Origin of the sequence: Pontibacter chitinilyticus (assembly GCF_039748935.1) — a bacterium.
Classification (GTDB): Bacteria; Bacteroidota; Bacteroidia; order Cytophagales; family Hymenobacteraceae; genus Pontibacter; species Pontibacter chitinilyticus.
On sequence record NZ_JBDIZJ010000005.1, the window covers coordinates 33249 to 49084 of the forward strand.

The following is a 15836-nucleotide window of genomic DNA, read 5'->3' on the forward strand; positions in this document are numbered from 1 at the left end:
TCTTACACTTAATTAGATTAAAACATGAGGAAATTACTTACGCTAATGTTACTGTGCTGCTTATGCGGAACAGTATATGCGCAACAAGTTGTCCGGGGGCGGGTAACCTCCCAGGCTGATGGAACCGGATTGCCTGGAGTAAGCGTGCGCGTGAAAAGCGACCCTAGCAAGGGAACAGCTTCTGATGTAGAGGGTAACTACCAGTTGGAAGTGCCTGCTGGTGATGTAACGCTGGTGTATTCCTTTACCGGATTTAAGCCGCAGGAAGTGCCGGTGAACAACCGATCAGTGATAGATGTAGCCTTGGGCGAAGATGTGCAGGCACTGGAAGAAGTGGTAGTAGTAGGCTATGGTACACAGCAGAAAAAGCTGGTAACTGGCGCTACAACGCAGGTTTCGGGCGAGGACATTCAGAAGCAAAGCACCACAAACGCTTTGCAGGCCTTGCAGGGCCAGGCACCGGGCGTGCAGATCGCATCTACTTCCGGCCAGCCCGGAGAGGGAATGCGGGTGATTGTGCGTGGCCTGGGTACTGTGGGGAATGCCGGGCCGCTTTATGTAGTGGATGGCGTGCTGACAGGTGATATTTCATACCTGAACCCGGCGGATATTGCCTCTATTGATGTGCTGAAAGATGCAGCCTCTGCTGCCATTTACGGATCGCAGGCAGCTAACGGCGTGGTGTTGATCACGACACGGCAAGGCAAATCAGGACAGCCGGCCAAGATCACGTTTGATACCTACTATGGGCTGCAGAACATTGCTAGAAAGGCCGATATGCTGAATTCAAGCGAGTACGCCGCGATTATGAACGAGGCCGCTGTGAACTCCGGCAAGCTGCCTTACTTTACCAATGAGCAGATTGGAGCGATGGGAGAAGGTACTAACTGGATGGATGAGATGTTTGTAAAGAACGCCGTTACCCAAAGCTACACGCTGGGCGTGAGCGGGGGCTCTGAAAACTCAACCTTCTCTACTTCTCTTGGCTATACTTCGCAGGAAGGCATTGTAGGGGGCAAGAGCCTTTCCAACTATGAACGCTACAACTTGCTCATCAACTCAGAACACAGCCTGTACAAGGATGTGATAAAAGTAGGAGAGCACCTGACCTTTGCTTACATCAATAACAATGGTATCGGGGTAGGCAACCAGTACAACAACTCGCTGCGCGGCGCTTTTAATACCAGCCCGTTTGTGCCGATGTATGATGAGAACGGAAATTTTTACGACAACAGCAATTCCACGTGGAATACCGGCGAGGCCAACCCGTATGCGCAGATGGTGTATGGCAACCAGAACAAACGAAACAATCAGCGCTTGTTAGGAGATATGTACCTGCTGGTGCAGCCGCTTAAAAACCTGCGGTTCAGAACCAGCATAGGCCTGGATTATGGTGCCAACGAAAGCCGCTCTTTTGCCCCAACTTATACCTTATCTGCTTACGCCTTTAACAACACCACCCGCGTAAACCAGTCGCTGGGGAAAGGCAGAACCTTGCTCTGGGACAACTTACTGACCTATAACTTTAACCTCAATGAGGACCACGCTTTTGAAGTAATGGTGGGTACATCTGCCTACCAGAATGACGGCAGCAGCATCTACGGCAGCAACACCGACCTGGTCTTCAACGACCTGGAGCATGCCTGGCTCTCAAACTCTACTAACAGCCTTGGTGCTCCTTACATGTCTGTTACCGGTTCTCCCTATCCGCAGGACAGAAGAATGTCTTACTTCGGAAGGCTGAACTATAACTACAAAGAAACTTACCTGCTGAATACCACTTTCCGGGCTGATGGGTCTTCGCGCTTTGCCAAAGGCAACCGCTGGGGCTATTTCCCTTCTGTTTCTGCAGGTTGGGTGATCTCGAACGAGTCGTTCATGCAGGACACGCAGGATTGGATGAGTTTCTTTAAACTCCGCGCCAGCTGGGGACAGGTTGGTAACCAGAACATCAACTTCTTCCAGTACCTGGCACCGGTTGCCTTTGCTTACACCAACTATACTTTCGGCACCAAAGAAGGTGTGCTGACGCCTGGCGCTTATCCAAGCCGTCTGGGTAACCCTGATGTGAGATGGGAAACCTCAGAGCAAACAGACATCGGCTTTGATGCCCGTTTCCTGAACAGCAAACTGGATGTGAACTTTGACTGGTACGATAAAACCACCAAAGACTGGCTCATCGAAGCACCTATCTTAGCCACTGCCGGTGCTGCCCCTCCTTTTATTAACGGAGGCGACGTAAAGAACACCGGCGTGGAACTTGGCCTGACCTACAACGATAACATCGGCGAGTTCAACTATTCGGTTGGCGTAAACGGGGCTTACAACAAAAACAAAGTAGGCCGCATTCCTACTGCCGATGGCATCATACATGGCGAGGCAAACCAACTGTTCGACAACTCGCTGGAGTTCTACAGAGCACAGAATGGTTATCCGATCGGCTACTTCTGGGGCTTGCAGACTGCCGGTATTTTCCAGAACGAAGAAGAGGTTGCTACCTACAGGTCTCCGGATGGCGGGCAGCTTCAGCCAAATGCTGAGCCGGGCGACGTGAAGTATGTGGACCAGAACGGCGACGGCATCATCAACGACCAGGACAGAACCATTATCGGCAATCCTAACCCGGATTATACTTTCGGCCTTACGCTTTCGGCTGATTACAAAGGGTTCGACTTTTCTTTGCTGGCTTCCGGTGTTGCCGGTAACCAGATTGTGCAGTCGTACCGCAACCAGGCCAACCAGTATGCCAACTATACCTCGGCCATTCTGGATCGCTGGCATGGACCAGGCTCCTCTAACACCATGCCGCGTGTAACAGAGGATGCCCGCAACTGGACCAATTTCTCGGACCTGTATGTGCACGACGGCGACTTCCTGCGCATCAGTAACCTAACCGTTGGCTATGATTTTGGCAAAATGATCAAGAAGAGCTACCTGAGCCAGGTACGCATTTACGCTTCTGTACAGAACCTCTATACTTTCACAAAATACGAAGGAATGGACCCGGAGATTGGCTACAGTATCGGCTTTTCGCAGGGCGTGGACCTGGGCTATTACCCAAGACCTAGAACAGTGATGATTGGCGCAAATCTTAAGTTTTAAGAATTGAATTGTAAACGTATGAAAAATATAAAAGTATTAGTCCTGACATTCGGTATTCTGTCCCTCGGGTCCTGTAAAGATGATTTTCTGGATACAGAGCCCATCACCACTGTTACCGATACCAACTTCTACCGGACGCCAGAAGATGCTTACAAAGCCCTGGTAGGGTGCTACGACGGCTTACAACGCGTATGGGCTGGTGGCGTCAGCTTCCCGGTGGCTTCCATCGTGCTCTCCGACAATGCCTTTGGAGGCACAGGAAACTCAGACGGGTATGGCTACCAGATGCTGGATGAGTTTGACAGATCGCGTTCTCCTTCAGATCAGAACCTGTTTGGCGACAACTGGGCCGCTTACTACAGTGCCGTACTCCGCTGCAACACCCTCCTCAGCAAGATGGACCAGATAGACTGGACCGGTAAGGAAGAGCTGCGCAACACCTATGAGTCAGAGGCCAGGTACTTGCGGGCATTCCTATACTTTGATATGGTGCGGCTGTGGGGTAACATTCCGCTGCTCACGGAGCCATCGGCCGAGAACGTGCCGCAGGCAGCGCCCGAAGAAGTATATAAGGTGATTGCCGAAGACCTCAAGTTTGCAGCCGAGAACCTGCCTGCCACTGCTTACACGTCCCAGAACCCGGAAACATACGGCCGCGTTACCAAATGGGCTGCGGAAGCACTGATGGGGCGTGTGTACCTCTACTATACCGGCTATTATAAAAAGGCTGATCTGGCAGGTGTAGTAGACAAAACACAGGCGCTGGCTTACTTAGAGGACGTGATCACGAACGGAGGCTTTGGTCTGGTGAGCGACTATGCCGACCTGTGGCCAGCGGCGTCGGTGGCAGATTATGCCGGAGAGGATAATAAGGAAACCGTTTTTGCCATCAAATATACCTATACCAGCGACTACAACGGCAACGTAGACGGCAACCAGTGGATGGTGATGCTCGGCTTACGGGAGCAAGCCAGCTACCCCTATGGAAACGGATGGGGAGGAGGTACTGTTAACCCGGAGCTCTGGAATGCCTACAGCGACAATGACACCCGCAAAACAGCTTCCATCATCTCGATCACCGATGAAAATATCGACTTCAAGAGCAAAAATAAGCAGCGCGAATATACCGGCTATTACATAAAGAAGTATACCCCGATGGTGGATGAGGACGGCAACAGCATTCCTGTTAACCTGGGGGGCACCAACTTTATGATTGGCCAGTTTCAGGACTTCGTTTCGATCCGCTACGCGGATGTGCTGCTGATGGCCGCGGAGCTGGGCAGTGCCAACGCACAAGCCTATTTTGATGCCGTGCGGCAACGTGCTTACAAGGACAATTTTACAGCCTTACCAGTAACAGAAGCAAACATCATGAAGGAGCGCCGCCTCGAGTTTGCCTTTGAAGCGCTTCGTTACTGGGACCTGCTGCGCCAGGGGGTAGATGTGGCTGCTGCCGCTGTTGCCGAAACTACTACGGTACAGAACGGCGGTACGACGGCTACCAAAACCATAGCGGGCAGCAACCTGCTGCAAACGCAAGGCCTGCAGCAAATCCCCTATACGCAGATTACGCTATCCAATGGCGTGCTGCAGCAAAATCCGGGATGGTAAGGCGTAACGATGCTGTCAATGTATGAAACCTGTTTGTATCAATACAAGAAAAGTTCTCGCGCTGCTTGCTGCAGAATAGCTGTTGTGTTGATCCAGACAGGTTCCATCTGAACATTTAAGATATAAACAGATGAAAAACTTCCGAATACTATTGTTACTGCTTCTTGCGCCGGTGTTCTTCTTTTCCGCGTGCCAGGATGACGATCATGACCTGGGCAGAATGCTCGACAGGTCCGAAATTCATTTTAAAGTGGTGCAGGACCTCGAAGCCGATCCGGGCGGCAACACCGTTATCCTGATCAACGAAACACCCGGCACCGTATCGATGTGGGATTATGGAACCGGACGCTCCAACCGCATGGTGGATACGGTCCATTTTGCCTTTCAGGGCGACTATGTTATCAAGTTTTCTGCCCTCACAGCTGGCGGCGTGGTAGAGATGGACCCTGTTACCGTGCAGGTAACAAAGGACAACCTCAACTATGTGAACGATCCGTTGTGGACCAACCTGACCGGGGGCGTAGGGAAGGAGAAAACATGGGTGCTGGACTATGGCGGGCACGGCATATTCGACGGCCCCGTATACTACTATGAGCCGCTCACTACCTGGAACGAAATGCAGGCCGGCACTGCAAAGCTTGGCTGGGCGCCAGCTTATGCTGACAATACCTGGCTGATCCCGGCGGCGGATACTGCCAGCACCATGACCTTCAGCCTGAAGGGAGGCCCTATCCTGACTACCCATAAAGTATCGGAAGGGGTGAATGAAAAAGGAACGTTCTCTTTCAATGCCAAAGAGCACACGCTCAGTACCACCGATGCAACCATACTTCGCTCGACCGGCTTTATTGCAAATGCCAAGAACTGGAACAACAATCTGGTGGTATTATCCTTAACAGAAAACGCACTGCAGGTGGGGGTACGCCGCACCAACAGCGAAGGTGACTACCTGTATGTATGGAATTTTATTTCGAAGGAGTATGCCGATAACTATGTGCCGGAGGCGCCGGCGGAAACAGGTCCGGATGCAGGCTTTGATCCGAAGTTTGCTGCGGGCGAGTTGCTCAACATGCTAACCGGAGGACCTTCTTCTGGCCGCATGTGGAAACTAGACGTGGCAGGCAATCCGGTTGACTGGATAGCACACGGCAAGGGATGGACCACCGGTGCCGCATCTTCCCAGGATTGGGGCTGGAATAATGCCTGGGTAACAGCCGTTGCGGATTCCTGGATTCGGTTCGATCAGTTTGGAGGAACGAACAACTACAGCCGCTATCAGAACGGAACCTTAACGACAGGTACCTTCACTATCAAAGAAGATACGAATGAAATTACGCTGAGTGATGGGAACACGCTGCTTCAGAATCCGGGCAACTGGATGAACCCGGCGGCAAATACTATAAAAGTAGTAAAGGCTTTCCCGGGTGAGTACCAGAGCAAAGGAATTTGGTTTGGTACCAGCTATGACGCCGGAAAAGATGAGTGGCTGGCTTTCCACTACATTTTACCTTAAGTCTATGGCTTTCATCCTGGTGCTGTAATTAGCAGAACCGGCAGGAAACAAAAGTGGAGCAGGGGAAGTAGCCTTTGCTCCACTTTTGTTTTTAGTCCGAGCAGATTGACCGCTTCTTAAGATATATTAACATTTAGTCTCCATACCGGAAACATTTGATGCTGCCTGCTGCACTTATACGTTGTATATTTATTCCGCCTTACCAAAACAGCTATAGAAGCCTCTGATGATGCAACATGTTTTTAAAAGCGCCGCTGCAAACGGCCTTAAATTCGCACTTATCCTGATCGCCATGTTTACCTTGTACGCCTGCAAAACTACCTCTACCGGGGAGTCTGCCAGCGCCACTGTGCGGGAGCGGACCGACTTCGACAAAGGCTGGACGTTCCATCTAGGCGATACTGCGCATGCGGAGGAACCCGGCTTTAGTGATGCCGGTTGGCGGCAGTTGAACCTTCCGCATGATTGGAGCGTGGAAAGCAGCTTCAGCAAGGATAACCCGGCCGGAACAGGTGGCGGCGCGTTACCCGGCGGCATTGGCTGGTATCGGAAAAACTTCACAGTTAATGAGGCTGATAAAGGTAAGCTGTTCTTTATCGACTTCGATGGGGTTTATACCAACAGCGAAGTATGGATCAACGGCCACTACCTGGGCAAGCGCCCCTACGGCTATAGTTCTTTCCGCTACGAACTCACACCTTACCTGACGTATGGCGACCAGGCCAATACCATTGCAGTAAAAGTAGACAATGCACAGCAGCCTAACTCCCGCTGGTACTCCGGCTCGGGCATTTACCGCAACGTATGGCTCGTAAAAACCAACCCGGTGTACGTGAGCCAGTGGGGCACTTATGTGACCACGCCGCATGTAGATGAGGGGGCCGCGAGCATTGAGATCAAAACTAATATCCACAATCAAAGCGATCAGCAAGGCCCTTATACGTTGCAAACGGTGGTGTATGATGCGGCAGGCAACGAGGTGGCCTCTACCACAGCCGAAGGCTTGCAACTGACCGACAGCACCACAGAGGTGGAGCAGCAGCTAAAGGTATCAAACCCTAAACTGTGGTCGGTAGCACAGCCATACTTGTACAAGGTGGTGTCGCGGGTGAAGCAAGGCGGCCAGGTAGTGGACAACTATGAAACGCCACTGGGCATCCGGACTTTTGAATTTGATGCGCAGAAAGGCTTTTCGCTGAATGGCAAGCCGATGAAAATACTGGGTGTTTGCAACCACCACGACCTCGGCGCGCTGGGTGCTGCCGTGAACACGCGTGCATTGGAACGCCAACTGGAAATTCTGCGTGGCATGGGTGTCAACGGCATCCGCACCTCGCATAACCCGCCCGCTCCCGAACTACTGGACCTCTGCGACAAGATGGGCTTTATTGTAATGGATGAAGCCTTTGACATGTGGCAGAAAGGCAAAAGTAAGTATGATTACAGCACGCATTGGGATAAGTGGCACAAGCGTGACCTGGAGGATTTTATCCGCCGCGATCGCAACCACCCGAGCGTATTTATCTGGAGCATCGGCAACGAGATACCGGAGCAGTGGGATAGTATTGCCGGGCCGAAGATCACGAGAGAGCTGGCTGGCATTGTTAAGAATCTCGACAAAACCCGCCCCATCACCTCTGCCCTGAACGATCCGCAGCCGAATAACAACATCTATAAATCCGGTGTACTGGACCTGGTGGGCTTCAACTATCACCACGAACTCTACAAAGACTTCCCGAAGAACTTCCCCGGCCAGAAGTTTATAGCCACCGAAACAACGTCGGCACTGGCAACACGCGGCGTGTACAACATGCCTTCCGACAGCATCCGCCGTTGGCCCATCCGCTGGGACATCCCGTTCCACGACGGCAACCCGGACCTAACCGTGTCATCTTACGACAACGTGAGTGCGCCATGGGGCTCCACGCACGAGGAAACCTGGAAAGAAATCAAGAAGTATCCCTTTCTCTCCGGCATGTATATCTGGACGGGCTTCGACTATATTGGCGAGCCAACGCCTTATGAGTGGCCAGCCCGCAGCTCCTACTTTGGGGTGGTAGACCTGGCCGGTTTCCCGAAAGACACCTACTACATGTATAAAAGCGAATGGACAGATGAGCCGGTGCTGCATGTATTTCCGCACTGGAACTGGGAACCCGGCAAAACGATCGATGTTTGGGCTTATTACAACAACGCCGATGAGGTAGAGCTATTCCTGAACGGTAAGTCGCTGGGTACTAAAAAGAAGCAAGGCGATGACCTGCACGTGATGTGGCGCCTGAAGTTTGTGCCTGGAACTTTACGTGCCGTATCGCGGAAGAATGGCAAAGAGGTGCTGACGCAGGAAATCAAAACGGCCGGCACACCTGCTAAAATCATACTGGAAGCCGATAGGAGCAGTATCAAAGCAGATGGCAAAGACCTGTCGTTTGTGACGGTACGCATTGTAGACAAAGATGGGGTAGAGGTGCCGAATGCAAATAACCTGGTGCAGTTCAAACTGGACGGCAAGGCAAGTATAGCCGGCGTGGACAATGGCCTGGAGACAAGTATGGAGTCATTTAAAGGCAACTCCCGTAAGGCTTTCAACGGCAAAGCCCTTGCCATTGTGCAAGCGCAGGAGGAAGCCGGCGAGGTAAAGCTGACAGCTACTTCCGAAGGACTGGCGCCAGCGACTATACGTATTAATCTAAAAAAATAATTTACAACTGCCAGTGTATACTTCACCGGCCTTCATAAAATTTAAAAGGAACAGATGAACAGGACGCTTTTTAAAAAAGCCTTAATGGCAACAGTAGCGGTAGGCTTGTGCGCTTACACCCAAACGCAGGCCCAGAACACCCCAAAGCCGCCCAAGATGGAACCTGAAATGACTGAGTTCTGGGAACCGGAAGTGCGTGTGGTAACGCCAGGCGTCGGCACCGCTGCTCCTGCCGATGCTATCGTTTTGTTTGATGGCAAGAACCTGTCGCAGTGGAAAGCCAAGAGCGAAGGCAGTGAAGCTAAATGGCCCGTGAAGGACAATGCTTTTACAGTGGGCAAAGGCGATATCTCCACTAAAAAAGATTTCCAGGACTTTCAGCTGCACATTGAGTGGAGCGCGCCCGACGAAGTGAAAGGCGAAAGCCAGGGACGAGGCAATAGCGGTATCTTTTTGCAGGACCGCTACGAAGTGCAGGTGCTTGATTCGTACAATAACCGTACGTACGCCAACGGACAGGCAGGCAGCATCTATAAGCAGCACCGGCCGCTCGTAAATGTCACGCGCAAGCCAACCGAATGGAACGTGTATGACATCATCTATACGGCACCGCGCTTCAAAGAAGATGGCTCTGTTTTTACTCCTGCCCGCGTAACCGTGCTGCACAATGGTGTGCTGGTGCAAAACAACGTGGAGGTCAAAGGACCTACCGAGTATATCGGGTTGCCGGAGTATAAGCAACACGGCAAAGCACCTATCACCCTGCAGGACCACGGCAACCCCGTGCAGTACCGCAACATCTGGATAAGAGAACTATAGCTAGCGGAAAGTCAAGTTGCATTAAGCAGTGATAACGAGGAGCGGTGCTCAGGACAGTCTGAGTTGCCCGATACGATAGACCTTGATCAGAAGCATTTCAAAACCAGGTACCTCAGAGGATCGGACGCATTTTGTGTGTCCAATCCTCTGAGGTTTTGTTTGCTATCCATGCTGTTTCAACCCTAAAGATCATGAATGGCTACCCTTAGCCTCTGCTCCTTTAGCACAGCACCAACTCATATCATTCGCCGTTTTTAGCTAATAGAAGCCTGTACTTCAGGTGCTGTTAACATTATAGCCACTAGTCTGAAACAAATTATACCCTCATCTAATCCTTTCCTTTGGTACATTTAGGTTGTAATAATAAGGCTTCGTTCGCACCAGTTATGCTTTGAAGCCAAAACCATTTCATACAACAATAGCCCCAAGGCATAATTTGTAAAGATACTTATGCAAGCAAAATGTGCTATAGCATATAAATGGTGTTATTAAAATAGCAGAAGTATGATGTAAAACTGCTAATCAAGAACTATACAATATAACGGCAACTGGAAGCCGCAACAAAGGGCTATATAGCTGCTGCAATGATTAATTGTAAGAACTTCGAAGTTTAACAGGAGCTGCATAATTGCTGTTTTAGCGTCTTACTGCTAAGAATTGATAATTTTGTATTACTACTTTGTGTATCCGTTGCTAGTATAAATCGTTATATTTGTTCCAGGATAGCTTGCATTGATTAAAGAACAACTACGCTTTATTCCTGTAAGAGAAGTAAAGTGAAAGCTGTTAAGCTGGTGTTCCGGCAAGAGTTGAACTTACCAGAATGAAGGCAGCGTTACGAGGCAGAGCAGAATTCAAGGTTGAGGGAGCCTGAACAAGTATAACACTCCTTTTTAGAGGGAAAGCAACCAGTGTTATTGAAGATGTTCTGATGGAGAACCAATTTTTACGGTGTTGGCGAGGCGATAAGTGATTACTCAAATATATAAAACATGTATACTTTGAATGGATGCACGACGAAGTTTAAACCTCGCTTGGCTTGCTGATTACAACGTTAGGTAATGCATAAATCAGAAACATCAAACAATACCCGAAATAAACGATGAAGCACTAAAAAATACTAACTAAACCAATTTTACTTTATTCAAAAACCTAAGAAGATTTTATGAGATATTTGTACTATTACAGAGATTATTCGGGAAATAATCCTGTTTTGAATTTCTTGAACAAATGGCGGATGGTTTCTGTGCTGTTAGCCATTTTGTTGCTACAAAGCTTTGCCAGCTTTGCACAAACACCGCAAACAATAAAAGGCAAAATCACCTCTGCCGCTGATAACACAGGCCTTCCTGGGGTAAGTGTTAGTGTTAAAGGAACTTCTACCGGTGCTATCACCGATGTGGATGGCAACTTTACAGTGCAGGCCGCTGATGATGCGGTGCTGATCGTTTCGTACATCGGTTTCAAATCGCAGGAAGTGCCGGTAAACGGCCGTTCCCAAATAAATGTGGCGCTTGCTCCGGACCAAAAATTACTGGATGAAGTAGTGGTAACAGGATATGGCGAGGTACGAAAGAGCGATGTAACGGGTGCCCAGACAACCATCACATCTGAGGCCATCAACAAAACGGTAAACACTACCATCGAGCAAGCCATTCAGGGCCGTGCGGCTGGTGTGTATGTAACCCAGAACACTGGTGCGCCAGGTGGTGGTATTTCGGTTAACATCAGAGGCATTAACACGATTGGCGGGTCAAATGAGCCGCTTTACGTGATTGACGGGGTGCAGATCGCCGGTTCTACTTCTCCTTCCGGATCTAACCCATTGTCTACGCTGAACCCTGCGGATATTGCTAGTATGGAAATTTTGCAAGGTCCCTCTGCTACGGCAGTGTATGGCTCCAGAGCAACTAATGGCGTGGTGCTGATTACCACTAAGCGTGGCCAGGCAGGCGAGATAAAGATCAATTACGCTTACCTTTATAGTATCCAGACCGCTCCGAAAGAGCTTAGCGTGATGAACCTGCGCGAATATGCCCAAATGGACAATGAGTATAAGGCCATAGCAGGTGGTAACGTGCGCGAAGACTTTCTGGACCCTTCTTTATTAGGTACCGGTACAGACTGGCAGGATGAACTGTTTCAGAGCGCTCCGATGCAAAAGCATCAGGTAAGCCTCAGCGGTGGTAGCGACAAAACAGTTTACTACCTGTCAGGTGAATATTTAGACCAGAATGGTATAGCGCTTGGCTCAGGCTTCAACCGCTATTCGCTTCGCTTAAACTTAGATAACAAGGCAAAAGAGTGGTTGCGGTTTCAGACAAACATCAACTATGCTCAAACAGATGAGAGCCTTTCTACCACTCAGTCAGACATCATTACAAGAGCCATTCAGCTGGCTCCTCACATCCCGGTTCGGAACCTGAACGGTACGTATGGCGGTGGTGTGGTAACAGCAACTAACACTGCCGAGCAGTTTTCGCCACCCAACCCAATTGGTCTGGCCAATATCACGCAAAATGATTTGACCAGAAGGCAGTTACTGGGCGGTGGAACCGTATTTTTTAAGATACTGGACGGCCTCGAGTTTAATACTTCTTTCAACGGCAATGTAAATTTCTCAAATTCTACCTATTTCCTGCCGACCTACCAGTTTGGTTACCAGCAAAACGCAGTAGCTGTATTGAATAACAATAACAGCCTGAATACTTACTGGAACTGGAACCAGATGCTGACCTACAAAAGAAAGTTTGGCCAACACAGCTTTGATCTGATGGCATCACATGAAGCACAAGAGTCAAACTGGAGGAATCTTTCCGGTGAACGACGTGGTTTTCAGACCAATGATGTGATTGATCTGAACGCGGGTGATGTGCTGACCAGTGTATCCAATGGTGGCCACGGCGACTGGGCAATGGAGTCTTACCTGGGCAGGGTGATCTATAACTTCAACGACCGGTATGTAGTAACAGGCACTTTCCGTGCAGACGGTTCTGTTAACTTCGGTCCTGAAAACAGATGGGGTTACTTCCCCGCTTTGTCAGCTGCCTGGCGTGTGTCGGAAGAAGACTTCTTCCAGGTTCCGTTCGTAAGTGATTTCAGACTTCGCTACGAAATAGGCTTAACAGGTAACCAGGGTGGCAGCGGCGCAATTTACGGTACCTTGTCGCCCGGACCTACTCCGTGGGGAACTGGCTTCATTGCCAGCCGTTATCCAAACCCTAACTTCCAGTGGGAAGAGACCAAGACCAACAACTTTGGTGTTAACCTGGGTTTGTTTGAGAACCGCGTGCAGTTAGAGGCTGACTATTATATTAAGAATACCGATAACCTGATCATGGACAGCTCGCTGCCATGGTACATGGGCACAAACGGTAATGGCGCCATCAACCCGCCTAGTGTTAACATCGGCTCCTTACAGAACAAAGGCTGGACCTTTAGCCTGAACACGATAAACATCGATAATGCTGATTTCAAGTGGTCCTCTAATTTCAACCTGTCGCATAACAAAACAGTGGTGAAAAGCTTAACCACCGAAACCAGCCAGATCGACAAGATCAACTGGTGGATGAATAACTGGACGCAGCGAACAGTTGTTGGCGAAGCACCTTGGTTGTTCTATGGTTATGTAGAGGAAGGCATCTTCCAGTCGGTAGAAGAGCTGGAGAACAGCGCTTTGCCAGCTGATAACAATGGCAACGAGTTCCCTATTGCTGAGAACAGCATCTGGGTAGGTGATGTGAAGTATAAGGACATCAACGGTGACGGAATCATCACTGGTGAAGACCAGACCTTTATTGGCAATCCTTATCCAGATTTTACCGCTGGTTTTACCAACACCTTCTCTTACAAAGGTTTTGATCTGAGCGTGCTGATCACCGGCCAGTCCGGCAACGACATCTACAATTACCTGCGCAACGAAAACACGAACCCGAACAACATCAACCTGGGCCGTAACCTGTTTATAGGTGCTTTCGATTATGCCAGAGTAACCTACAGTGACGATGATCCGGATCACCTGCGTCCATTCCTTTCGAACCCGGAAACTACTGTGGCCCGCATGTCAGGAGGTAACAAGAACAACAACTTCCAGCGCCACACAGACAAGTATGTAGAGGACGGATCTTACTTAAGATTGAAGAACGTTACCCTAAGCTACAACCTGCCTAGCGTTGCGGTAGATAAACTTAAGTATATCAAAGGAGCCAGAATTGGAGTTAGCGCCCAGAACGTGTACACCTTAACACATTATTCAGGCTATGACCCGGAAGTTGGGTCTTATGTAGGTGCCAATGCAACCACCGGAAGTGCTGCAATCGGCGTTGACTACGGACGTTACCCGCTCACACCGGTTTACTCTGTAAACGTTGGGATCGATTTTTAATTAAAACGCAAAAAGCAACATGAAAAATAAATTCTTATATGTAGGCGCGCTTCTGACCATGTCCGTTTTTTCGGGCTGTGACAAGGAATTCCTGGAGAGGCCGCCACAGGATACGTTGGTAGATGCCAACTTCTTTAAAACTGATGACCAGCTGCTGGCGGCATCAGCCCCCCTTTACAGTGTAGTGTGGAAAGACTATGTAGATCAGGCCTCTTGGGCGCTGGGAGACCTGCGCGCAGGTACAACCTTCCGTGCCTGGGGATACCGCGACGACGTATTATTTAATACCACAGAAGTTTCAACGTCAAACAGCCAGGCGTACCGTGCTTTCTGGATTGTAGTGGGCCAGTCGAATACGCTCATCCAAAACGTAGAGCGTTATGCCGGCGCAGGCGTTTCTGATGCGATCAAGAAGCATGTTATTGCCGAAGCCCGCTTTATGCGTGCTACTGCATACGCTATGTTGGTGATGAACTATGGCCCGGTGCCTATCATCGAAAACAACGTAGACCTGCTTAATTCGCCGCAGGTGAAGCGGAATGACGTGGAAAGCGTGTGGGAATTTATTACACGAGACTACCTCTATGCTGCTGAAAATCTTCCATCTACTCCTTTACAGCCCGGCAGAGTTACCAAGTGGTCGGCTGAGGGAATGCTGGCCCGTACGTACCTGACCAGAGCTGGAGTAGGCGGTAGCATGAACCAGGAGTACCTCGACAAAGCAAAGGAGTATGCCGAAAGAGTAATTACTATGAGTGGTAATGCGCTGCTGGCAAACTATGCTGATCTTTTTAAGTTCCCATACGACAACAATGCTGAGTCGCTTTTTGAGCAGCAGTGGGTGTACACTACTAACTATGGCTATGCCAATACCATGGTGTCGCAGATCACTTATAGCAACGACATTGCCAACGGCGATGGCTGGGGCGGTGACCTGAGCGCCTCCTGGTGGCAGCTGAGCCTCTATGATGGCTTGTTTGAAGATGGTTTTACTAATGATACCCGGCTCAAAGCAACGTATATGCTGCCCGGCTTCCATTACCCGGAGATCTCGCAAACCGTTAGAGATGCCGATGGTAACCAGAAAGAGCAAGAGCTGATCTTTCCGGCTCCGGCTACCACAGGCGATAATAGCTTTGCCAACATCAAAAAGTATGTGGTAGGCAAGGCTGCTGACCTGGGAGGTCAGGCTGCGGCGCAGCGCTATCCGAATGATACGTACATGCTGCGCTTAGCCGAAATGTACCTGATCTATGCCGATGCCGTGATCGGAAGTGGAGAGTCTACGAGCGATGCGAAAGCATTAGAGTATGTAAACGTGATCCGCAAAAGAGCCGGTGTCGCTCCACTGGAAGGCCCGCTGACCTGGGAGGATGTGTTTCATGAGCGTATGAAGGAGTTTGCTATGGAAGGCCTGGCCTGGTATGATCTGGTACGCATTCACTACTTCAATCCGGAAAGAGCCTATAACATTATCAACAGCCAGGACCGCGGCCTCTTTGTCGTGCATCCGAACCGCATGCCAAACCCTACCTCATGGGATTTTATAAAGACCTCATGGTTCGCTGAAAGAACAGCTACGGCAAATTCAGGTAACTTCCTGCTTCCGATCCCGGCTGCCGAAGCAAGCCAGGCGCCATGGCTGCGGGACGAGCCGGTTCCTTATGATTTTGGCAAATAACAATGGTCGTTTACGCATTAAAAAA

7 protein-coding genes are annotated in these 15836 nt (G+C 49.9%); all 7 read left to right on the forward strand.

What is annotated here, in order from left to right; translation table 11 throughout:
* Positions 1–45: 45 nt before the first annotated feature.
* The 7 genes from ABDW72_RS09920 to ABDW72_RS09950 all read left to right on the forward strand — a co-directional run bounded on the left by ABDW72_RS09920 (position 46) and on the right by ABDW72_RS09950 (position 15811).
* Positions 46–3102, forward strand: a complete 3057-nt coding sequence (locus tag ABDW72_RS09920) for a SusC/RagA family TonB-linked outer membrane protein (protein WP_347158584.1) — start codon at positions 46–48, stop codon at positions 3100–3102.
* Between the two features lie 18 nt (positions 3103–3120).
* A complete protein-coding gene (locus tag ABDW72_RS09925) occupies positions 3121–4713 on the forward strand; it encodes a RagB/SusD family nutrient uptake outer membrane protein (protein WP_347158395.1) in 1593 nt (530 codons plus the stop codon).
* A 130-nt stretch (positions 4714–4843) separates the two neighbouring features.
* Positions 4844–6226 (forward strand): hypothetical protein, encoded by a 1383-nt coding sequence (locus ABDW72_RS09930; RefSeq protein ID WP_347158396.1) that lies wholly within the window; start codon positions 4844–4846, stop codon positions 6224–6226.
* A gap of 226 nt (positions 6227–6452) precedes the next feature.
* The gene (galB, locus tag ABDW72_RS09935) at positions 6453–8927 is read left to right on the forward strand and encodes a beta-galactosidase GalB (RefSeq protein WP_347158397.1); all 2475 of its coding nucleotides are present in this window, start codon (positions 6453–6455) and stop codon (positions 8925–8927) included.
* 54 nt (positions 8928–8981) lie between these two features.
* Positions 8982–9746, forward strand: a complete 765-nt coding sequence (locus ABDW72_RS09940) for a 3-keto-disaccharide hydrolase (RefSeq protein ID WP_347158398.1) — start codon at positions 8982–8984, stop codon at positions 9744–9746.
* A 1165-nt stretch (positions 9747–10911) separates the two neighbouring features.
* A complete protein-coding gene (locus ABDW72_RS09945) occupies positions 10912–14130 on the forward strand; it encodes a SusC/RagA family TonB-linked outer membrane protein (RefSeq protein WP_347158399.1) in 3219 nt (1072 codons plus the stop codon).
* A 19-nt stretch (positions 14131–14149) separates the two neighbouring features.
* Positions 14150–15811: a RagB/SusD family nutrient uptake outer membrane protein gene (locus ABDW72_RS09950; RefSeq protein ID WP_347158400.1), complete on the forward strand. Its 1662-nt coding sequence runs from the start codon at positions 14150–14152 to the stop codon at positions 15809–15811.
* Positions 15812–15836 lie beyond the last annotated feature (25 nt).

What these genes read in the sequence shown, in the direction of transcription:
- ABDW72_RS09950 (WP_347158400.1), top strand. Translation starts at nt 14,150, where the DNA reads ATGAAAAATAAATTCTTATATGTAGGCGCGCTTCTGACCATGTCCGTT.
- ABDW72_RS09920 (WP_347158584.1), top strand. Translation starts at nt 46, where the DNA reads ATGTTACTGTGCTGCTTATGCGGAACAGTATATGCGCAACAAGTTGTC.
- ABDW72_RS09930 (WP_347158396.1), top strand. Translation starts at nt 4,844, where the DNA reads ATGAAAAACTTCCGAATACTATTGTTACTGCTTCTTGCGCCGGTGTTC.
- ABDW72_RS09940 (WP_347158398.1), top strand. Translation starts at nt 8,982, where the DNA reads ATGAACAGGACGCTTTTTAAAAAAGCCTTAATGGCAACAGTAGCGGTA.
- ABDW72_RS09945 (WP_347158399.1), top strand. Translation starts at nt 10,912, where the DNA reads ATGAGATATTTGTACTATTACAGAGATTATTCGGGAAATAATCCTGTT.
- galB (WP_347158397.1), top strand. Translation starts at nt 6,453, where the DNA reads ATGATGCAACATGTTTTTAAAAGCGCCGCTGCAAACGGCCTTAAATTC.
- ABDW72_RS09925 (WP_347158395.1), top strand. Translation starts at nt 3,121, where the DNA reads ATGAAAAATATAAAAGTATTAGTCCTGACATTCGGTATTCTGTCCCTC.